The 21,429-nt window shown below is 65.6% G+C and carries 12 protein-coding genes and 1 tRNA gene; 9 read left to right on the top strand and 4 right to left on the bottom strand.

All coding sequences use genetic code 11. The features are described 5' to 3' along the window. Positions 1–178: 178 nt before the first annotated feature. The 8 genes from rpoB (at position 179) to ACSFBC_RS22015 (ending at position 14,595) form a co-directional block, all read left to right on the top strand. Positions 179–4,303, top strand: coding sequence for a DNA-directed RNA polymerase subunit beta (gene rpoB / locus ACSFBC_RS22050; RefSeq protein WP_435512484.1), 4,125 nt, complete (start codon positions 179–181; stop codon positions 4,301–4,303). Positions 4,304–4,323: 20 nt separating this feature from the next. Then, entirely contained in the window at positions 4,324–8,559 is a 4,236-nt protein-coding gene (gene rpoC, locus ACSFBC_RS22045; protein WP_435512483.1) for a DNA-directed RNA polymerase subunit beta', read from the top strand. 131 nt (positions 8,560–8,690) lie between these two features. Then, the gene (locus tag ACSFBC_RS22040; protein WP_435512482.1) at positions 8,691–9,311 is read left to right on the top strand and encodes a lema family protein; all 621 of its coding nucleotides are present in this window, start codon (positions 8,691–8,693) and stop codon (positions 9,309–9,311) included. Positions 9,312–9,398: 87 nt separating this feature from the next. Then, a complete protein-coding gene (gene rsmB / locus ACSFBC_RS22035; RefSeq protein WP_435512481.1) occupies positions 9,399–10,751 on the top strand; it encodes a 16S rRNA (cytosine(967)-C(5))-methyltransferase RsmB in 1,353 nt (450 codons plus the stop codon). Between the two features lie 49 nt (positions 10,752–10,800). After that, a complete protein-coding gene (locus ACSFBC_RS22030) occupies positions 10,801–11,388 on the top strand; it encodes a DUF4390 domain-containing protein (protein WP_435512702.1) in 588 nt (195 codons plus the stop codon). Further along, positions 11,385–13,718 (top strand): sensor histidine kinase, encoded by a 2,334-nt coding sequence (locus ACSFBC_RS22025; RefSeq protein WP_435512480.1) that lies wholly within the window; start codon positions 11,385–11,387, stop codon positions 13,716–13,718. Before ACSFBC_RS22030 ends, ACSFBC_RS22025 begins: the two co-directional genes overlap by 4 nt. 79 nt (positions 13,719–13,797) lie before the next feature. Beyond that, positions 13,798–14,502, top strand: a complete 705-nt coding sequence (locus tag ACSFBC_RS22020) for a response regulator (protein WP_435512479.1) — start codon at positions 13,798–13,800, stop codon at positions 14,500–14,502. A 17-nt stretch (positions 14,503–14,519) separates the two neighbouring features. Beyond that, positions 14,520–14,595, top strand: a tRNA-Phe gene (locus ACSFBC_RS22015). A gap of 536 nt (positions 14,596–15,131) precedes the next feature. On the opposite strand, the gene ACSFBC_RS22010 is transcribed toward ACSFBC_RS22015, so the two are convergent. Both ACSFBC_RS22010 and ACSFBC_RS22005 read right to left on the bottom strand, forming a co-directional pair. Continuing rightward, positions 15,132–17,489, bottom strand: a complete 2,358-nt coding sequence (locus tag ACSFBC_RS22010; RefSeq protein ID WP_435512478.1) for a hybrid sensor histidine kinase/response regulator — start codon at positions 17,487–17,489, stop codon at positions 15,132–15,134. A gap of 285 nt (positions 17,490–17,774) precedes the next feature. Further along, positions 17,775–18,644 carry an SDR family oxidoreductase gene (locus ACSFBC_RS22005; RefSeq protein ID WP_435512477.1) on the bottom strand — a complete coding sequence of 290 codons (870 nt, stop codon included), beginning with the start codon at positions 18,642–18,644 and terminating at the stop codon, positions 17,775–17,777. A gap of 99 nt (positions 18,645–18,743) precedes the next feature. Here ACSFBC_RS22005 and ACSFBC_RS22000 point away from each other — a divergent pair, with 99 nt between their 5' ends. Next, entirely contained in the window at positions 18,744–19,640 is an 897-nt protein-coding gene (locus tag ACSFBC_RS22000) for a LysR family transcriptional regulator (protein ID WP_435512476.1), read from the top strand. A 65-nt stretch (positions 19,641–19,705) separates the two neighbouring features. Here ACSFBC_RS22000 and ACSFBC_RS21995 read toward each other — a convergent pair whose 3' ends face one another. Then, entirely contained in the window at positions 19,706–20,395 is a 690-nt protein-coding gene (locus ACSFBC_RS21995; RefSeq protein WP_435512475.1) for an RraA family protein, read from the bottom strand. 45 nt (positions 20,396–20,440) lie between these two features. Then, complete coding sequence (locus tag ACSFBC_RS21990) at positions 20,441–21,418, bottom strand: Bug family tripartite tricarboxylate transporter substrate binding protein (RefSeq protein WP_435512474.1); 978 nt, start codon at positions 21,416–21,418, stop codon at positions 20,441–20,443. Positions 21,419–21,429: the final 11 nt, after the last annotated feature.

Here is a 21,429-nt window from a genome sequence, read left to right as displayed (position 1 = left end):
GTGGAAAGCCCCCCAAACGGTTTTCGAGTGTCTTCTGACCCCGACTGCAGAAGACCCCTTGGTTCGGGTGATGTGCAACGCATCACTGTCCGCCAACGGCTGGTAGTGGCCAGCCGCCAAGCAGGGGTGCGCAAGCACCGCTGACAAGTCGCGCAAGATCTCAAGCCCCGGAGCTCTCATGGCCCAAACGTCCACGTACAGTTACACCGAACGCAAGCGCATCCGAAAGAATTTCGGTAGCCGCGACAGCGTCGTTGAAATCCCCTACCTGCTGCAGATGCAAAAGGACGCCTACACCGCGTTCCTGCAAGCTGGCATCGCGCCAACGAAGCGCACCATCGACGGCCTGCAAGCCGCGTTCACCGCCGCGTTCCCGATCGTCTCGCACAACGGTTTCGTCGAGATGAAGTTCCTCGAGTACAACCTGGCGAAGCCGGCGTTCGACGTGCGCGAGTGCCAGACCCGTGGTCTGACCTTCGCCTCGGCCGTGCGCGCCAAGGTCCAGCTCATCATCTATGACCGCGAGTCGTCGACGTCGCAGTCGAAGGTGGTCAAGGAAGTGAAGGAGCAAGAGGTCTACATGGGCGAAGTGCCGCTCATGACCGAGAAGGGCTCGTTCATCATCAACGGCACCGAGCGCGTCATCGTGTCGCAGCTCCACCGTTCGCCTGGCGTGTTCTTCGAACACGACAAGGGCAAGACCCACAGCTCGGGCAAGCTCCTGTTCTCGGCCCGCGTGATTCCCTACCGCGGCTCGTGGCTCGACTTCGAGTTCGACCCGAAGGACATGCTGTACTTCCGCGTCGACCGTCGCCGCAAGATGCCGGTCACGATCCTGCTGAAGGCCATCGGCTTGAACCCGGAATCGATCCTCGCGAACTTCTTCGTGAACGACAACTTCCGCCTGATGGACAGCGGCGCGCAAATGGAATTCGTCGCCGAGCGTCTGCGCGGCGAAGTGGCCCGTTTCGACATCACCGACAAGGCCGGCAAGGTCGTGGTCGCCAAGGACAAGCGCGTCACCGCGCGCCACACGCGCGAACTCGAGCAGTCGGCCACCACGCACATCAGCGTGCCGGAAGACTTCCTGGTCGGCCGCGTGATCGCCCGCAACATCGTCGACGCCGACTCCGGTGAAATTCTGGCGAAGGCCAACGACGAGCTGACCGAAGCGCTGCTGAAGAAGCTGCGCACCTCGGGCGTGCAGGACATCCAGGTCATCTACACCAACGAACTGGACCAGGGCGCGTACATCTCGCAGACCCTGCGCATCGACGAAACCGTCGACGAGTTCGCTGCGCGCGTAGCCATCTACCGCATGATGCGTCCCGGCGAGCCGCCGACGGAAGACGCGGTGCAGGCCCTGTTCCAGCGCCTGTTCTACAACCCGGACACGTACGACCTGTCGCGCGTGGGCCGCATGAAGTTCAACGCCAAGGTCGGTCGCGACGAATCCACCGGCCCGATGGTGCTGACCAACGAGGACATCCTTCACGTCGTGAAGATCCTGGTCGACCTGCGCAACGGCAACGGCGAAGTCGATGACATCGATCACCTGGGCAACCGCCGCGTGCGTTGCGTGGGCGAACTGGCCGAGAACCAGTACCGCACCGGTCTGGCACGGATCGAGAAGGCGGTGAAGGAACGTCTGGGTCAAGCGGAGCAAGAGCCGCTGATGCCGCACGACCTGATCAACAGCAAGCCGATCTCGGCCGCGCTGAAGGAATTCTTCGGCGCCTCGCAGCTGTCGCAGTTCATGGACCAGACGAACCCGCTGTCCGAAATCACCCATAAGCGCCGCGTGTCGGCCCTTGGCCCGGGTGGTCTGACGCGCGAACGTGCAGGCTTCGAAGTGCGCGACGTGCACGTGACCCATTACGGCCGCGTCTGCCCGATCGAAACGCCCGAAGGCCCGAACATCGGCCTGATCAACTCGCTGGCCCTGTATGCCCGCCTGAACGAATACGGCTTCATCGAGACGCCGTACCGTCGCGTGGTCGACAGCAAGGTCACGCTGGACATCGACTACCTGTCGGCCATCGAAGAAGGCAAGTACGTGATCGCCCAGGCCAATGCGGCCCTGGACAAGGACGGCGTGCTGACCGGCGACCTGGTTTCTGCGCGTGAAGCCGGCGAATCGATCCTGGTGGGCGCCGAGCGCGTCCAGTACATGGACGTGTCGCCCGCACAGATCGTGTCGGTGGCCGCTTCGCTCGTGCCCTTCCTGGAGCACGACGATGCGAACCGCGCACTGATGGGCGCCAACATGCAGCGTCAGGCCGTGCCCGTGCTGCGTCCCGAGAAGCCCTTCGTCGGCACCGGCATCGAGCGCGTTTCCGCGGTCGACTCGGGCACCGTCGTGACGGCCACCCGCGGCGGTATCGTCGACTACGTCGATGCGACCCGTGTCGTGGTGCGCGTGAACGACGCCGAAGCGGCAGCCGGTGAAGTCGGTGTGGACATCTACAACCTGATCAAGTATCAGCGTTCGAACCAGAACACCAACATCCATCAGCGCCCGATCGTCAAGCGCGGCGACAAGATCGCCAAGGGCGACGTGGTGGCCGACGGCGCCTCGACCGACCTCGGCGAACTGGCCCTGGGCCAGAACATGCTGATCGGCTTCATGCCGTGGAACGGCTACAACTTCGAAGACTCGATCCTGATCTCCGAACGCGTGGTCGCCGAAGACCGCTACACCTCGATCCACATCGAGGAACTGGTGGTGATGGCCCGCGACACCAAGCTGGGCGCCGAAGAAATCACGCGCGACATCCCGAACCTGGCCGAGCAGCAGCTCAACCGCCTGGACGAATCCGGGATCATCTACGTCGGCGCCGAAGTGCAGCCGGGCGACACGCTGGTGGGGAAGGTCACGCCGAAGGGCGAGACCACGCTGACGCCTGAAGAGAAGCTGCTGCGCGCCATCTTCGGCGAGAAGGCTTCCGACGTGAAGGACACCTCGCTGCGTGTGGACCAGGGCTCGCAAGGCACCGTGATCGACGTGCAGGTGTTCACCCGCGAAGGCATCACGCGCGACAAGCGCGCTCAGCAGATCATCGACGATGAACTCAAGCGCTTCCGCCTCGACCTGAACGACCAGCTGCGCATCGTCGAAGCCGACGCGTTCGACCGGATCGAGAAGCTGCTCAGCGGCAAGACCGCCAACGGCGGCCCGAACAAGCTGGCCAAGGGCACCAAGCTCGACAAGGCGTACCTCGCCTCGATCGAGAAGTTCCACTGGTTCGACATCCGTCCGGCGGACGACGAAGTGGCTTCGCAGCTCGAGTCGATCAAGAACTCGCTGGAGCAGACGCGCCACAGCTTCGACCTCGCGTTCGAAGAAAAGCGCAAGAAGCTCACGCAGGGCGACGAGCTGCCCGCGGGCGTGCTCAAGATGGTCAAGGTCTACCTGGCCGTCAAGCGCCGCCTGCAACCCGGCGACAAGATGGCCGGCCGCCACGGCAACAAGGGTGTGGTGTCCAAGATCGTTCCGGTCGAAGACATGCCCCACATGGCCGACGGCACGCCGTGCGACATCTGCCTGAACCCGCTGGGCGTGCCTTCGCGGATGAACGTGGGCCAGGTGCTCGAAGTGCATCTGGGCTGGGCCGGCAAGGGCATCGGTCAGCGCATCGGTGACCTGCTGCAGGCCGAGTCGAAGATCGCCGAACTGCGCGCCTTCCTCGACAAGCTCTACAACGGCTCGGGCCGCAAGGAAGACCTCAGCGCGCTGAGCGACACCGACGTGCTCGAAATGGCCGCCAACCTGTCGTCCGGCGTGACCTTCGCGACCCCCGTGTTCGACGGCGCGACCGAAGAGGAAATCGGCGGCATGCTGCAGCTGGCGTACCCGGAAGAGATCGCCAAGCTCAAGGGCCTGACCGAATCGCGTACGCAGGCCTACCTGTACGACGGCCGCACCGGCGACCAGTTCGAGCGTCCCGTGACCGTGGGCTACATGCACTTCTTGAAGCTGCATCACCTGGTCGACGACAAGATGCACGCACGTTCCACCGGCCCGTACTCGCTCGTGACGCAGCAACCGCTGGGCGGCAAGGCCCAGTTCGGTGGCCAGCGCTTCGGTGAAATGGAAGTGTGGGCGCTGGAAGCCTATGGCGCCGCCTACGTTCTGCAGGAAATGCTGACGGTGAAGTCCGATGACGTGGTGGGCCGTACCAAGGTGTACGAGTCGATCGTCAAGGGCGAACACTCCATCGAAGCCGGCATGCCGGAATCGTTCAATGTGCTGGTCAAGGAAATCCGTTCCCTGGGCCTGGACATCGAACTCGAACGTTCATAAGCAGACAAGGAAAGAATCACATGAAGTCTTTACTCGACCTGTTCAAGCAATTCACGCCCGATGAGCATTTCGATGCCATCAAGATCGGCATGGCTTCGCCCGAGAAGATCCGTTCGTGGTCTTTCGGCGAGGTGAAGAAGCCCGAGACGATCAACTACCGGACCTTCAAGCCCGAACGCGACGGCCTGTTCTGCGCCAAGATCTTCGGCCCCATCAAGGACTACGAGTGCCTGTGCGGCAAGTACAAGCGCCTCAAGCACCGCGGCGTGATCTGCGAGAAGTGCGGCGTTGAAGTCACGCAGACCAAGGTGCGTCGCGAGCGCATGGGTCACATCGACCTGGCCGCGCCTTGCGCCCACATCTGGTTCCTGAAGTCGCTGCCATCGCGTCTGGGTTTGGTGCTCGACATGACGCTGCGCGACATCGAACGCGTGCTGTACTTCGAAGCGTACGTGGTGACCGACCCCGGCATGACCCCGCTGAAGAAGTTCAGCATCATGTCCGAGGACGACTACGACACGAAGCGCAAGGAATTCGGTGACGAGTTCATCGCCAAGATGGGCGCCGAAGGCATTCGCGACCTGCTCGAAGGCATCGAACTCGACAGCGAGATCGAACGCCTGCGTGGCGACCTGACCGGTTCCGAAGTCAAGGTCAAGAAGAACTCCAAGCGCCTCAAGGTGCTGGAAGCCTTCCGCAAGTCGGGCATCAAGCCCCAGTGGATGGTGCTCGAAGTGCTGCCCGTGCTGCCGCCGGACCTGCGTCCGCTGGTGCCGCTGGACGGCGGCCGCTTCGCGACCTCCGACCTGAACGACCTGTACCGCCGCGTCATCAACCGCAACTCGCGTCTGCGCCGCCTGCTGGAGCTCAAGGCCCCGGAAATCATCGCGCGCAACGAGAAGCGGATGCTGCAGGAAGCGGTCGACTCGCTGCTGGACAACGGTCGTCGCGGCAAGGCCATGACGGGCGCCAACAAGCGCGCACTGAAGTCGCTGGCCGACATGATCAAGGGCAAGAGCGGTCGTTTCCGCCAGAACTTGCTGGGCAAGCGCGTGGACTACTCGGGCCGTTCGGTCATCGTGGTGGGCCCGACGCTCAAGCTGCACCAGTGCGGCCTGCCGAAGCTGATGGCGCTCGAACTGTTCAAGCCCTTCATCTTCTCGCGCCTCGAAGCCATGGGCATCGCGACCACGATCAAGGCGGCCAAGAAGGAAGTCGAATCGGGCACGCCGGTGGTCTGGGACATCCTGGAAGAGGTGATCAAAGAGCACCCGGTGATGCTGAACCGTGCGCCCACGCTGCACCGTCTGGGCATCCAGGCCTTCGAACCCATCCTGATCGAAGGCAAGGCGATCCAGCTGCACCCGCTCGTCTGCGCGGCATTCAACGCCGACTTCGACGGTGACCAGATGGCCGTCCACGTGCCGCTGTCGGTGGAAGCGCAAATGGAAGCCCGCACGCTGATGCTGGCCTCCAACAACGTGCTGTTCCCGGCTTCGGGCGAACCGTCGATCGTTCCTTCGCAGGACGTGGTGCTGGGTCTGTACTACACGACCCGCGACCGCATCAACGGCAAGGGCGAGGGCTTGATCTTCTCCGACATCGGTGAAGTCCAGCGCGCGCTCGACGCCAACGAAGTCGAACTCACCGCCAAGGTGGCCGTGCGCATCACGGAGTACACGAAGGACAAGGAAACCGGCGTCTTCACGCCGTCGACCTCGCTCGTGGACACCACCGTGGGCCGCGCGCTGCTGTCCGAGATCCTGCCGAAGGGCCTGCCGTTCTCGAACATCAACAAGGCGCTGAAGAAGAAGGAAATCTCCAAGCTCATCAACGTCTCGTTCCGCAAGTGCGGTCTGAAAGAGACCGTGGTGTTCGCCGACAAGCTGCTGCAGAACGGTTTCCGTCTCGCGACCAAGGCCGGCATCTCGATCGCCATCGGCGACATGCTGGTGCCTGCCGAAAAGCACGGCATCATCGAGCGCTCGGCCAAGGAAGTGAAGGAGATCGAACAGCAGTACGTCTCCGGTCTGGTGACCTCCGGCGAGCGCTACAACAAGGTGGTGGACATCTGGGGCAAGGCCGGCGACGAAGTGTCGAAGGTCATGATGTCCAAGCTGTCGAAGGAACGCGTGATCGACCGCCACGGCAAGGACGTCGAGCAGGAATCGTTCAACTCGATCTACATGATGGCCGACTCGGGCGCGCGCGGTTCCGCTGCGCAGATCCGCCAGGTGGCCGGCATGCGGGGCCTGATGGCCAAGCCCGACGGCTCCATCATCGAGACGCCTATCACGGCGAACTTCCGCGAAGGTCTGAACGTGCTGGAGTACTTCATCTCCACCCACGGTGCCCGCAAGGGTCTGGCCGACACCGCGCTGAAGACCGCGAACTCGGGTTACCTGACGCGTCGTCTGGTCGACGTGACGCAGGACTTGGTCGTGATCGAGCAGGACTGCGGCACGCACGGCGGCTACCTGATGCGCGCCATCGTCGAAGGCGGTGAAGTCATCGAATCGCTGCGCGACCGAATCCTCGGCCGCTCGGCAGCCGACGACGTGCTGCACCCGGAAAACCGTTCGGTGCTGCTCAAGGCCGGCGAGATGTTCGACGAGGACAACATCGAAGAGCTCGAGGCGCAAGGCGTCGACGAGGTCAAGGTGCGTACCGCGCTGACCTGCGAAACCCGCTTCGGCATCTGCGCCACCTGCTACGGCCGGGATCTGGGCCGCGGCGGCCTGATCAACATCGGCGAAGCGGTCGGCGTGATCGCTGCCCAGTCGATCGGCGAACCCGGCACGCAGCTGACGATGCGTACCTTCCACATCGGTGGTGCCGCTTCGCGCGCCGCCGTCGCTTCGAGCGTGGAAGCCAAGTCGAACGGTTCGATCGGCTTCAACGCCACGATGCGCTACGTGACCAACAGCAAGAGCGAGCTGGTCGTGATTTCGCGTTCGGGCGAGATCGTCATCCATGACGAGCACGGCCGTGAGCGCGAACGCCACAAGGTGCCGTACGGCGCCATCCTGGCAGTCAAGGCGGACCAGCAGGTCAAGGCCGGTCTGATCCTGGCCAACTGGGATCCGCTGACGCGCCCCATCATCACCGAGTTCGCGGGCAAGGCCTTGTTCGAGAACGTCGAGGAAGGCCTCACCGTGGCCAAGCAGGTCGACGAAGTGACCGGTCTGTCCACGCTGGTGGTGATCGATCCGAAGCGCCGCGGCGCTGCCAAGATCGTTCGTCCGCAGGTCAAGCTGATCGACGCGCAAGGCCAGGAAGTGAAGATCCCGGGCACCGATCACTCGGTGACCATCGGCTTCCCCATCGGCTCGCTGGTGCAGATCCGTGACGGTCAGGACGTGGGCCCCGGCGAAGTGCTGGCCCGCATCCCGGTCGAAGGCCAGAAGACGCGCGACATCACCGGCGGTCTGCCGCGTGTGGCCGAGCTGTTCGAAGCCCGTTCGCCGAAGGACAAGGGCATGCTGGCCGAAATGACCGGTACCGTGTCGTTCGGCAAGGAGACCAAGGGCAAGCTGCGCCTGCAGATCACCGATCCTGAAGGCGGCGTGTACGAAGAGCTCGTGCCGAAGGAAAAGAACATCCTGGTGCACGAAGGCCAGGTGGTGAACAAGGGCGAGTCGGTGGTCGACGGTCCGGCGGATCCGCAGGACATCCTGCGCCTGCTGGGTTCGGAAGAGCTGGCGCGCTACATCGTCGACGAAGTGCAGGACGTGTACCGTCTGCAAGGCGTGAAGATCAACGACAAGCACATCGAGGTGATCGTTCGCCAGATGCTGCGTCGCGTCGTGGTCGACAACATCGGCGACACCACCTACATCTCCGGTGAACAGGTCGAACGCAGCGAAATGCTCAACACCAACGACGCCCTGCGCGCCGAAGGCAAGATCCCCGCGACGTTCACCAACCTGCTGCTGGGTATCACGAAGGCATCGCTGTCGACCGACTCGTTCATCTCCGCCGCATCGTTCCAGGAAACGACGCGCGTGCTGACCGAAGCCGCGATCATGGGCAAGCGCGACGAGCTGCGCGGCCTGAAGGAAAACGTGATCGTGGGTCGTCTGATCCCGGCCGGTACCGGCATGGCCTACCACCAGGCCCGTCGTGCCAAGGACCAGATGGACGAGGCCGAGCGCCGCGCCATCGCCGAGTCCGAAGCGGCTGAACTGGCCGGCAACGGCTCGGACGAAGCGACGACGGCCACGGTCGATGCCGGCGAAGGCACCGCCACCGAGTAAACGGCGGCTTCTTCCTCGGCCATGAACGGCCCCCTGCGCCCTCCTGCCCCTTTGCGGCCGGGGGGCGTTTTTTCATTCGAACGGTCTTCGGGCGGCATGCCGCGCGAGGTCCTTTTTTGGGGTGTGAGCACGTGCTGAGTCGTCTTCCGCCTTTGCTGCCCTACTGGATCGGCGCGGCCATCCTGCTGTTCTGGTTCGTCGGCGCGTACAACCGGCTGATGCGTTTGCGCTCGGCGGCCTTGCAGGCCTACGCCGCGCTCGACGCGGCGCTGTTGCGTCAGCTCGACTTCGTGCAGGCGCATCTGCAGGCGCAGGCGCTGAAGGAGGGCGAGGGCGCCGCTTCGCCTGCCGTGGCCTCGCTGCGCGCAAGCACGCTGCAGTTGACGACCTTGCTGACCGCCACGCGGCTGCGTCCGCTCGACCCGGCCGGCATGGCGGCACTCGACACGGCCCTCTATGTGATGCTGACGGGCTGGCAGAGGCTCTATCCCGATGCGGTCAACAGCTTCGAGGTCGACGGCACCCTGTCGCGCCGGCAGCCGCTGCCCGACACGCCGTCCGGACCGGATGCCGGCGCGACGACAGTCGCCGCCGAGCATGCCGTGGCCTGGCCCGAACCCTCGGCCACGGCCGAAATCGCGCGCCATCAGTTCAACCTCGCCGTACAGCAGTACAACAGCGCCGTCGGACAGTTTCCGGCGCTGCTGGTGGCGTGGGTCATGCAGCTGCGTCGGGCGGCCACCATGAAGTAAAGCCGCCGCCCGAGCTTCAGGGCACTTCCGACACGACGTGTTGCCGTTCGCGACATCCTTTCTTCCGCCATTGTTACCATCCACCGCTTGTCAGACCTCTCCGAACCCTCCCTCTCGCCGCCGCTCTGGCGGCAACTCCAGCTCACCGCCCAGGCGTTGGCTGCCATCCGCGCGGGCACCTCGGGCTCGGTCGCCTTCGAGCTGGTCGAACCGGCGCTGCGGCCGGGCGTGCAGTCGCTGGGCTTCCAGGTGCTGAGACGGCTGGGCCGCGCCGAGGCATTGCGCCGCCATCTGGCCAAGCGCACGCCGCCGCCGCCGGCCGACGCGCTGCTGTGCACGGCGCTCGCGCTGGCGTGGGACCCGGCGTCCTCGCCCTACGAGCCCTTCACGCTGGTCGACCAGGCGGTCGAGGCCGCCAAACGCAATCCCACGACGCGCGCGCAGGCCAGCTTCATCAACGCCTGCCTGCGTCGCTTCCTGCGTGAGCGCGACGAACTGGTCGCCGCCACCGACCACGAGCCGGTGGCGCAGTGGAACCATCCGCGCTGGTGGATCGAACGCCTGCGGCGCGACCATCCGCGCGACTGGCAACGCATGCTCTCGGCCGACAACCAGCAGGCGCCGATGACGCTGCGGGTCAATCGCCAGAAGACCTCGGTCGCCTCCTATCTGCTCGCCTTGCGGCACGACGACCAGCAAGGCTGGCCCGTCGGCGACGACGGCGTGCAGCTGGCGCAGGCCCGACCCGTGCTGCAGTTGCCCGGTTTCGCCGCCGGCGAGGTGTCGGTGCAGGACGCCGCGGCCCAGTTGGCGGCTGCGCTGCTGCTCGACGGGCTGCCCTTGGGCAAGCCGGGCGCCGCCCCCCTGCGCGTGCTCGATGCGTGTGCGGCCCCGGGCGGCAAGACCGCGCATCTGCTCGAACGCGCGGGCCGGACCGCGATCGAGGTGACCGCGCTGGAGGTCGATGCCGTGCGCAGCCGCCGGATCGACGAAACCCTGGCCCGGCTGGACCTGCAGGCCAAGGTGGTGGTCGCCGATGCGGGCCGTCCGGGCGAGTGGTGGGACGGCCAGCCCTACGATGCGATCCTGCTCGACGCGCCCTGCACGGCCTCGGGCATCGTGCGGCGCCATCCCGACGTGCGCTGGCTCCGACGCGAGAGCGATACCCCTCAGCTCGCGCAGCAGCAGGCGATGCTGCTGGCCGCGCTCTGGCCGCTGGTCCGCCCCGGCGGACGGCTGCTCTACTGCACCTGCTCGGTCTTCCGGGAAGAGGGCTCCTACCAGATCGAGGCGTTTCTTGCGCACAACACCGATGCCCGATTGCTCCCTTCCCCAGGTCATTTGCTGCCCCAAGGCGGCGGCAATGGACGCGGCGTCCCGGACAATCCCCTGGGTGATCACGACGGCTTCTTCTACGCCCTGCTCGAAAAGCCCCGCTGACCGGCGTGGCGGGGGCGCGGCCTGGGCGCCGGGCGGCTGGTCGTGGTTGTTGCTGGCCTGTCTGCTGTGGCTGTGCAGCCTCTGGCCCGCCCCGGCGGCGGCTCAGCAGCATGGCGCCTCGGTCACCCAGCTCCGCCTCGAGCGTGGCGACGACGGCGTCTACCTGAGCGCCGCCGTGCAGTTCGAACTGCCGACGCTGGTCGAGGACGTGCTCATGAAAGGCATCGCGGTGCATTTCGTGGCCGAGGCCGAGCTCTACCGCGAGCGCTGGTACTGGACCGACCGCAAGGTCGCGCAGGTCTCGCGCTACATGCGGCTGGCCTATCAGCCCCTGACGCGGCGCTGGCGGCTCAACGTGGCGCCGGTGCCGATCAGCGGCAACGTGGGTTTCGGCGTTTCGCTCAACCAGAACTTCGACACGCTGGACGAGGCCCTCGATGCCGTCAAGCGGGTCGGCCGGCTGCGCCTTGGCGACGAGGCGGAGATCGGCGAGGACGTTTCCCATCCCGTGGTGTTCCGCTTCCGGCTCGACACCTCGCAATTGCCGCGGCCGTTCCAGATCGGCGTGGTCGGCCTGTCCGAATGGGACATCACGGCCGAGCGCAGTGCGCGGCTGAGCGTGGACAAGGCGCGATGAGCACCGTCGACCCCCGCACCGCCGCGGCGGTCAAGGCCGCCGGCCGGGCGCGGGCGATGCGCTGGGCGGTCGGCGTGATCGCCGCACTGGTCACGGCCATGGGCCTGGTGCTGATGTTCCTGCTGGCGGTGGCCACCAACAACCGCGCGCTCTACGAGCAGAACTATGCGCGCCTCTTCGGCATCAACGTGGTGGTCGCCACGCTGCTGATGCTGGTGATCGGCTGGGTCGCGTTCCGGCTGGTGCGGCGGCTGCGCCAGGGAAAGTTCGGCAGCCGGCTGCTGATCAAGCTGGCCGCCATCTTCGCGCTGGTCGGCGTGGTGCCGGGCGTGCTGGTGTATTTCGTGTCCTACCAGTTCGTCTCGCGCTCGATCGAGAGCTGGTTCGACGTCAAGGTCGAAGGCGCGCTCGATGCCGGCCTGAACCTGGGACGCGCCACGCTCGACTCGCTGGCCGCCGACCTCGCGACCAAGACCCGCGCGGCCAGCAGCCAGCTGGCCGACGTGCCCGACACCAGCGCCGGTCTGCAGCTGGAACGCATGCGCGACCAACTGGGCGCCAGCGACGTGGTGCTCTGGACCGGCACCGGCCAGTTGATCGCCGGCGCCGGCGCCTCGCGTTTCCAGCTCAACCCCGAGCGGCCCACGCCGCAGCAGTTTCGCCAGGTGCGCACCGACCGCGTGATCTCGCACATCGAGGGCCTGGACGAGGTGCAGTCCCAGACCACCGGCCCGCCCGTGGCGCCCGCCAGCGTCCGGGCGCTGGCGCTGGTGCAGCGCCCCGGCTTCGACTTCGACACCGACCCCCGCTTCCTGCAGGTCACCCAGCCGCTGCCGCCCGCGGTGGTCGCCAATGCCCTGGCGGTGCAGGAGGCCAACCGCGAGTACCAGGAGCGTTCGCTGGCGCGCGAAGGCCTGCGCCGCATGTACATCGGCACGCTCACGCTGTGCCTGTTCCTGGCCGTGTTCGGCGCGGTGCTGCTGGCGGTGCTGTTCGGCAACGGGCTCGCGCGGCCGTTGCTGGTGCTGGCCGACGGCGTGCGGCAGGTGGCGGGCGGCGACCTCCGGCCGACCGTGGTGCTGCAGGGCAAGGACGAGCTGGGCGGGCTCACGCGCTCGTTTGCCGTCATGACCCAGCAGCTCGCCGATGCGCGTGCGGCCGTCGAGCAGACGGTGGGCGAGCTCGATGCTGCGCGCGGCAACCTGCAGACCATTCTCGACAACCTGACCTCCGGCGTGATCGTGCTCGACCAGGTCGGCACCGTGCTGTCGACCAACCCCGGCGCCACGCGTGTGCTGCGGGCGCCGCTGGCCGCCTACGAGGGGCAGCCCCTGCGCGACGTGCCCGGCCTGGCCGCCTTCGCGCACAACGTGCAGCAGCAGTTCGACGACTTCGAAGTCGAGCGTGCCCAGCACGGGCTCGACCACTGGCAGCATGCCTTCGAACTGCACGCCAACAACTTCGGCATGGCCCAGCAGGATGCGATCAACATCGTCGCGCGCGGCGCGGAGCTGCCGGGCGCCGCGCGGCTGCTGGTGTTCGACGACATCTCCGAGATCGTCTCGGCCCAGCGTGCGCAGGCCTGGGGCGAGGTGGCGCGCCGGCTGGCGCACGAGATCAAGAACCCGCTCACGCCGATCCAGCTGTCGGCCGAACGGCTGGAGATGAAGCTGGCCGGCAAGGTCGCGCCGCCCGAGCAGGCCATCCTCACCAAGTCGGTCAAGACCATCGTCGACCAGGTCGATGCCATGAAGCGGCTGGTCAACGAATTCCGCGACTACGCGCGCCTGCCGGCGGCCGACCTCAAGCCGGTCGACCTGAACGCGCTGGTGGGCGACGTGCTCCAGCTCTACGTTGCCGAAAGCGGTCCGATCGCGCTGCACAGCGAGCTGGACGAGCGCTGCCCGCCGATCCGCGGCGACGCGCAGCAGATCCGCCAGGTGATCCACAACCTGTTGCAAAACGCCCAGGATGCCGCCGAGACCGCGGCCGCCGGAACGGGGCGCGCGGGCGAGGTGGTGATCCGGACCCGGCTGGGCGATTCGGGCCAGCGGGTGCGGCTCACCGTGCAAGACAGCGGCCCGGGCTTCGCGGAGAACATCCTCAAGCGGGCCTTCGAACCCTACGTCACCACCAAGGCCCGAGGCACCGGACTGGGCCTGGCCGTGGTCAAGAAGATCGCCGATGAGCACGGTGCGCGGATCGAGCTTTCCAACCGCACGGTCGACGGGGCTGTGGCCGGGGCGCAAGTCTCGTTATCATTCGCGTTGGCAGGCGAGCCGCGCATAGCGGTCGCTCACACCGAAGAATCGAAACCATCCATCGTCTGAGGCCTGCAGCAGCGCATGGATGGTCCGGCCGACGGACCCGTCTCATACGCGGACAACGCAGCAGCAGCAACAAAGACTCATGGCAAACATCCTCGTGGTCGACGACGAGCTGGGCATCCGGGACCTGCTCTTTGAAATTCTCAATGACGAGGGCCACCACGTGGAGCTCGCCGAGAACGCCGCGGAGGCGCGCGCCGCCCGGCAGCGTGCGCGGCCCGACCTGGTGCTGCTCGACATCTGGATGCCCGACACCGACGGCGTCACCTTGCTCAAGGAGTGGTCCACCGCGGGCCTGCTGAGCATGCCGGTGATCATGATGAGCGGCCACGCCACCATCGACACGGCCGTCGACGCCACGCGCATCGGCGCCTTCGCCTTCCTCGAGAAGCCGATCACCATGCAGAAGCTGCTCAAGGCCGTGGAGCAGGGCCTGGCGCGAGAGAGCGCGCGCCGTGCCGCCGCGAGCGTGGTGCCGGTGACCAGCGGCTTCGCGGCGACCGTGGTCACCACGGCCGGCGAGAGCGCGCTGGTGCCCGCCATGCACGATGTGGTGACGGCCGTCGTCGACCCCGGCCCGCAATCGCGCCAGAGCTTCGATCTCGACCGCCCGCTGCGCGATGCGCGCGACGGCTTCGAGAAGGCGTACTTCGAATTCCATCTGGCGATGGAGAACGGCTCGATGACCCGCGTGGCCGAGAAGACGGGCCTGGAGCGCACGCATCTCTACAGAAAACTCAAGCAATTGGGCGTCGACTTGTCGAGAGGCCGCAGAAGCGCTGTATAATCGCAGGCTGCACACATGGCCCGGTAGCTCAGTTGGTAGAGCAGCGGATTGAAAATCCGCGTGTCGTTGGTTCGATTCCGACCCAGGCCACCACTCTTCTAAGCCCTTGATTCTTAACGGAATCAGGGGCTTTTCAATTTGTGGCCCTTCGCTGCCCGCTTGATTCGGTACACCAGGCAAGTACACCGTGGCATCTTCGCTCTCTAGAGTCGGCGGCACATCAACAGAAGGGCAGTGCTCGCGAAAGGCGCGTACGGGAATGTTGAGCTGGAGTCCATCTCTGTTGAAGGCGGCTCTTGCACCCGGCGAAATGGGGCGCGGTCTCGGGCCGCAGCACGTCGAGCAGCGGCTGGCCGCCTGAGCACCTCGTACCCGGGCGTTTGCAACCCGACGACGCAAAGAGGACGACAGAGTGAACCCACAGGGCGCCGACCCGAAGCTGATCGATCCACATGCTGCGCCAGGTCTTCGACATCTGATTGAACGGCTGTGGGCAAGAGGGCCATGAGCCGACGCCTACCCTTCAACAGGCCCATGCTCCGCGGTAAAGGCTCGTTGGAGTGCAAGGCAGCACTCACTACAGTCATCCGGTGCTGCTGCGACTACGGTAGCCCGAACGTGTCTTTCGCTTACGCGGCAGCGTTCAAGCTGCTCAAAAGTGCCGAGATCGAGTTCGCATCGTACGGTTTCGCAAGCCGTTGGACGTTGGGCAAAGTCACCGGATCGGCCTGCTCCGTGGCGAGCACGACAACCAGGCCCGGCTGGCGCTGTCGGCCAGATTCAGCGAGCGCCGTCGCCGACATGCCGGTCAGGTCAGCATCCACCAGGAGCACGTCGATGCCTCCGACGTCCAGCGCCGCCAGCGCCTGTTCGCCGCTCGGCGCGTGTGTGACCGCATGACCCAGACTGGTGAGGAGCTCTGCTGTGGTCGCACGATTCACCTCGTCGTCATCGACCAGCAGAATGCGCAGGCGACCGCTGCTGACCTCCGGTGCCGAGCGGCCGGAGTCAAGCGGTGGCTCGCCTCCTTGATGCGTCTTCGTCAGCGCCTGCCGGACGCGGCGCGCCAGGTCTTCCCGCGAATAGGGCTTCGCCAGCAATTCCACGCCAGGGTCGAGGCGCCCGCCGTGCACGATGGCATTGCGGGTGTAGCCCGACGTGAACAACACCGCGATGTTCGGCAGCAACTCGCGGGCCTTGCGCGCCAGGTCAGGACTGCGCAGTGGCCCAGGCATCACCACGTCGGTGAACAGCAGGTCGATCTTGATTCCGCTCTTCACGACGGCCATCGCCTCCTCGGCATCGCTGGCCACGAGCACGTGATAGCCCAGTTCCTTGAGCGTTTCGACCACGATGGCGCGCACCTGTTCGTCGTCCTCTGCAACCAGGATGGTTTCGGTGCCGCCCTCGAGCGGGCGCGTGTCGGGCTGCGCAAGCACCTGTTCGGAATCTCGCGACCGAGGCAGGTAGAGCTTGACCGTGGTTCCGTGGCCGATCTCGCTGTAGATCTTCACATGGCCGCCCGACTGCTTTATGAAACCGTAGACCATTGACAGGCCCAGGCCGGTCCCCTTGCCTTCGGGCTTGGTCGTGTAGAACGGATCGAAGGCTTGCGCCATCACTTCAGGCGTCATGCCGGCACCCGTGTCCGACACCGCCAGCAGGACGTATTCGCCGGCCTCCACCTCCGCATGGGACCGAGCGTAGGCATCGTCGAGCACGGCGTTGCTGAGCTCCAGCGTCAACTTGCCCACGCCTTCCATGGCGTCGCGCGCATTGATGGCCAGATTCAGCACCGCGTTCTCGACCTGAGACAGATCCACCGACGTGTTCCACAGACTGCTGGCGACAACGGCTTGCACCTGCACCGCTTCTCCCAGCGCACGTTGAAGCATGTCGTCCATCGACTGGATGAAGCGGCCAAGGTTCACGACCTTGGGCTCGAGCGTCTGCCGTCGACCGAACGCGAGCAGATGCCCCGCCAGCTTCGCTCCACGGCGCACACCGGCCATCGCGTTCTGAACCCGTCGCTCGGCGCGCTCGTTGCCGGTGACCTCCCGCGCCAGCAACTGCAGATTGCCTGCGATGACCTGCAGGAGGTTGTTGAAATCGTGCGCCACGCCACCGGTGAGCTTGCCGATGGTCTCCATCTTCTGCGCTTGGAGCAGCGCCTTCTCCGTTCGCCTCAGCGTCTCGGCCGCCTCCCGGCGCTCGGTGACGTCGCGGGTGATCTTGGCGAAGCCGATGAACTTCCCGACCTCGTCGTGGAGTGCATCGATGACGACATGCGCAACGAAGCGGGAGCCGTCCTTGCGGACCCGCCAGCCTTCCTGCTCGTACCGCCCCTCGGCCAGGGCGGTGGACAGGGCGCGCTGCGGAATTCCGAAATCCCGATCCTCCGGTGTGTAGAAACGCGAAAAATGGGTGCCGAGCACTTCGGACTCGGTGTAGCCCTTGATCCGCTGCGCTCCGGCGTTCCAGTTGGTGATCCGCCCTTCGGAATCGAGCATGTAGATCGCATAGTCGGTGACCCCCTGGACCAGCAGGCGAAACTCCTGCTCGCTCTTGCGCAGAGCGTCTTCTGCCGCCTTGCGGTCACCGACGTCGCGGGTGATCTTGGCAAAGCCCAGCAGGCGGCGATCCACCGTGTAGATCGGGTCGATCACGACGTTGGCCCAGAAGCGCGAACCATCCTTCCGCACGCGCCAGCCTTCGGCCTGAAAGGTGCCTTCGGTCTCGGCCGTCTTCAAGGCGCGGTCGGGAATTCCCGCCGCGCGGTCTTCGGGTGAATAGAAGCGGGAGAAATGCTCCCCGATGATTTCGTCGGCTGCATAGCCCTTGAATCGGGCCGCTCCGGCGTTCCAACTCACCACATGGCCATGGGCATCGAGCATGTAGATTGCATAGTCGTGGATCGCTGAGACGAGCAGCTCGAAGCGCTGCAGTTCGATCAACCTGTCGTCGTCGGGGAGGTCGCGGCTGTCCATTTCTAGGTTCCAAAGCTGGCGCGGGTCGTAAAAGCAGGGCCGATGCCTTGCGCGGACACGGAGCGCCAACACGACGCAGAGGCATTGCCCATCGAGCCGGCTCTGGATGATAAGGGGAACCCTCAATCCTCCGGCCTTCCACCGGGTTGCCGCCGAGGTCTGCCGCGCGCGTTCTTCAATGTGATTTCGCCGATGCAGACCCGGCCCGGGCCTGGGCGCGGGTGAGGGCGGCTGTCGAGTAAATCCTGAGGAACTCCTTGTGGGGGGGTGAAGGGCCGACTCAGGTCACGCCGACGCCGAGATTTCGGACGCAAAGACCCGGTACGAGCGCAGCGGGCGGCCCAGCAGCGTCGTCAGGCGCTCCACGTCACCCGCCTCCGGGGTCATGCCCTCGGCCAGAAAGCGTTCGCTCATGAGGCGCATGTCGTACGCCATCCAGCTCGGCATGAAGTTCAGCAGGTTCTTTTCGAAGCCAGCGGTGTCGTCGCCGCCGTAGTTGACAGAGCGGCCCAATACTTCCGACCAGATGCCGGCGACGTCGTTTCCGGTCAGCGCATCGGGACCCACCAGATTGATCCGGCTCAGTGGAAGCGATCCGGGCGCTTGTTCGCGGCGAAGCAGTTCGATGGCAGCGACCTCCGCGATGTCGCGTGTGTCGATCATGGCGAGACCCTTGTTGCCAATGGGCATCGGATAAACGCCGTATCCGGTGACGACGTCCTTGACGGTGAGGTCGTTCTGCATGAAATAGGCTGGCCGCAGGATGGTGGCGCCAAAGCCCATCTGCTCGAGCATTCGCTCCACGCCGAACTTGCCGGCGAAGTGGGGAACGTTCAGGTACTTGTCGCTGTGGATCACCGACAGATAGACGATCCGATCGATCCCGGCATCGCGTGCCACGTTCAGGGTGACCAGGGCCTGCGTAAACTCGTCCGGGACGACGCCGTTGAGCAGGAACAGCGTGGACACGCCGGCCACGGCTTTGCGCAGCGACGCGACGTCGAGCAAGTCACCTTGCATGACTTCGACGCCGACGGGGAAGTCGGTCTTTGCCGGGTCGCGGACGAGTGCACGCACGGCGGCTCCGCGGTCGACGAGTTGCTGGACGACTTGGCGGCCGATGGCGCCAGAGGCGCCGGTGATGAGGATGGTCATGAAAAACTCCGGTGGGTTGAAACGAGCCCAGATCTTCGTTGTTCCGTTATGGCGTCGATAGTCGCTATATTTGGACGCTTCGTCTCACGGGTGGAACAGATGGACTTGCTTGCACTGGCTGACTTCAACCTTGTCGCGCGCCATGGCGGCGTCGGGCGCGCGGCGCGCGAATCAGGCCGCCCCAAGGCAACCCTGTCCCGACGGGTGTCCGATCTCGAAAGCGGCCTCAATCTGCGTTTGTTCGAGCGGGGCGCGAGAGTGTTGAAGCTCACGGAGGAGGGGCGCGCCCTTTACGAAAGGACGTCAGTACTGCTGGCCGAACTCGACGAAACGGCTGCGGCGATCGCCTCGGGCGGCGAGACGCCGCGAGGCAACTTGCGGGTCAGTGCGCCGCTGCTCTTCTCGCAGGCAGCCATGGGAAAGCTGGCAGCCAAGTTCGCGCTGAGGTATCCAGAGATCCGGCTTGAAGTCACGACCGAAGACCGGGCCGTGGACATGGTGGAAGAGGGCTACGACCTGGTGATCCGGGTCAACCCGGATCCGGATGCAAGGCTGGTGGGACGGATCTTCATGAGGGACCGTCTCGTCGTTGTTGCGAGCCCGCAGCTCGAGCCACCTGTGGGCAAGGCAGCGGTTCCAGCAGTCATGCGCGGTGGCGGCTTCGGCGCCACGGCATCTTCTTGGGAGTACACGGGCATGTCCGGCAAGAAGTGCATCACCGTGAGACCGGTGCTGTCTCTTGCCTCGTTGTTCATGGTGCGGGACGCCGTCCGTGCGGGCGTCGGTGTTGCCCGCTTGCCGATCTCCCTGGTGACCCAGGATTTGGCGTCCGGGAAGCTGGTGCGCTGGGGCGATGTCGAAGGCCCGGAGATTGCACTGTGGGCCTTGTACCCCTCTCGCCGGCTGCTGAGCGCCCGCGTATCAACGTTCCTGGAATTCCTGAAAGAATCGTTCCCCTCAGGGTCCCCAGATGAGCTGGCGGCCTTCATCGATTGAGGCGACGACCGCGGCCATGCGTAGGGTTCGGAACTCAGCGTTGCGGTCCGGCATGGCCGCCCACCTCAGACCAGGTGCTCGCCCGCCGCCAGCACTCCCGCGGCACGCAGCGCGGCCGGCAGCCACTTGGCGGCGGTGTCGCCGCGCTGGATCGCCTCGATGCGCGCGGCTTCGTCGGCCACCTTCCTCACGGCCAGTTCCATCATCGCGGGCGCCTTGGCGCGCTCGATCACCACCACGCCGTCGGCATCGGCCACCACCAGATCGCCGGGGTTCACCGTGACGCCGCCGGCCGAGATCGGGTGGTTGACGCGGCCGGGCACGAACTTGGTCGGGCCAGCCGGGTTGAAGCCGGCGCTGAACACCGGGAAATCCAGCTCGAGCACTTCGAGCCTGTCACGGATGGCGCCATCGACCACCACGCCGCCGAGCCGGCGCTGCTTGCAGGCGCTGAGCATCAGCGTGCCCATCAGGGCCGCGGTCTGATCGCCCTTGCCGTCGATCACGAGGATGTCGCCCGGCTGTGCGAGCGCAATGGCCGCGTGGATCATCAGGTTGTCGCCGGGTCGCACCTCGACGGTGAACGCAGGGCCGGCGAGCTTCATGCGTTCGTGCACCGGCGCGACACGGCTGTGCATGGTGCCGCGGCGCCCGGCCACGTCGGCAAGGATGGCGGCCTGGAAGGTGGCGGCCTGGGCCGCGACATCGGCGCTGACGCGCTCGATGTGGCGGATGACTTCGGGGAGTTGGTTCATGGCGTGAGGCCTGGAAGAGAAGGAAAAATGGACCCGAAGCTCGACTCAGTCCACCTTGACGCCGGCATCCTTGATGACCGTGCCCCATTTGATCTTGTCGGCCGCCAGGAACGCGCGGAATTGCTCGGGCGTGCTGGCGACCGGCTCCAGCCCCGCTGCGATGAGCTTCTGCGAGATCTCCGGCGTGGCCAGCACCTTGGCCACTTCCTGCTGGACGCGCAGGATGGCGGCGGCCGGTGTGCCCTTGGCGGCGCACAGTCCGGTCCAGGTGACCGGATCGAAATTGGGCACGCCCGACTCCGAAATCGTCGGGACCTCCGGCAACCCCTTCAGCCGCTGCGGACTCGCCACGCCCAGAATCCGCAGCTTGCCGGACTTGGCGTAAGGCATGGAGCTCACGGCCTGGTCGAAGATGATCGAAATCTGGCCGGCGAGCAGATCCGTCATCGCCTGCCCCGTGCCCTTGTAGGGCACGTGGACGATGTCCACGCCCGCCTTGGACTTGAACATCTCGCCCGCCAGATGCCCGCCGGTGGCATTGCCTGACGAGGCGAAGTTGAGCTGGCCCGGATGACTCTTGGCGTACGAAATCAGCTCCTTGACGGTGGTCGCAGGTATCGAGGCGTTCACCAGCAGCAGATAGGGTGCATTGGCGATCAGCGTCACCGGCAGCAGGTCGGTCTCCGGGTTGAACGGCGCCTTGGTCAGATGCGGCTGGATCGACACCGTGCCGGTCGTGCACATCATCAGCGTGTGGCCGTCGGGCGGTGCGCCGAGCATCGTCTGCGCAGCGATGTTCCCGCCCGCGCCGGGCTTGTTCTCCACGAGAACCTGCTGGCCCAGGCCTTCCGCCAACTTCGGCGCCAGCAGCCGCGCCACGATGTCGTTCGAGCCACCAGGCGAGAAGCCGACCACGATGCGCACGGGCTTGGACGGGAACGGGTCGTTGGCCATGGCCGGGGAGACGACGGCGATCGTGGCGGCCACGGAAATCAACGTGCGGAGCAGGGAGCGAAGTTGCATGGTGGTTCTCT

It is taken from the genome of Variovorax frigidus (assembly GCF_051216515.1).
Taxonomy (GTDB): domain Bacteria; phylum Pseudomonadota; class Gammaproteobacteria; order Burkholderiales; family Burkholderiaceae_C; genus Variovorax.
The sequence above is the reverse complement of the archived record's forward strand: the minus strand, read 5'-3'. Positions and strand labels throughout refer to the sequence as shown.

What these genes read in the sequence shown, in the direction of transcription:
- rpoB (WP_435512484.1), top strand. Translation starts at nt 179, where the DNA reads ATGGCCCAAACGTCCACGTACAGTTACACCGAACGCAAGCGCATCCGA.
- rpoC (WP_435512483.1), top strand. Translation starts at nt 4,324, where the DNA reads ATGAAGTCTTTACTCGACCTGTTCAAGCAATTCACGCCCGATGAGCAT.
- ACSFBC_RS22025 (WP_435512480.1), top strand. Translation starts at nt 11,385, where the DNA reads ATGAGCACCGTCGACCCCCGCACCGCCGCGGCGGTCAAGGCCGCCGGC.
- ACSFBC_RS22020 (WP_435512479.1), top strand. Translation starts at nt 13,798, where the DNA reads ATGGCAAACATCCTCGTGGTCGACGACGAGCTGGGCATCCGGGACCTG.
- ACSFBC_RS22010 (WP_435512478.1), bottom strand. Translation starts at nt 17,489, where the DNA reads ATGGACAGCCGCGACCTCCCCGACGACGACAGGTTGATCGAACTGCAG.
- ACSFBC_RS22005 (WP_435512477.1), bottom strand. Translation starts at nt 18,644, where the DNA reads ATGACCATCCTCATCACCGGCGCCTCTGGCGCCATCGGCCGCCAAGTC.
- ACSFBC_RS22000 (WP_435512476.1), top strand. Translation starts at nt 18,744, where the DNA reads ATGGACTTGCTTGCACTGGCTGACTTCAACCTTGTCGCGCGCCATGGC.
- ACSFBC_RS21995 (WP_435512475.1), bottom strand. Translation starts at nt 20,395, where the DNA reads ATGAACCAACTCCCCGAAGTCATCCGCCACATCGAGCGCGTCAGCGCC.
- ACSFBC_RS21990 (WP_435512474.1), bottom strand. Translation starts at nt 21,418, where the DNA reads ATGCAACTTCGCTCCCTGCTCCGCACGTTGATTTCCGTGGCCGCCACG.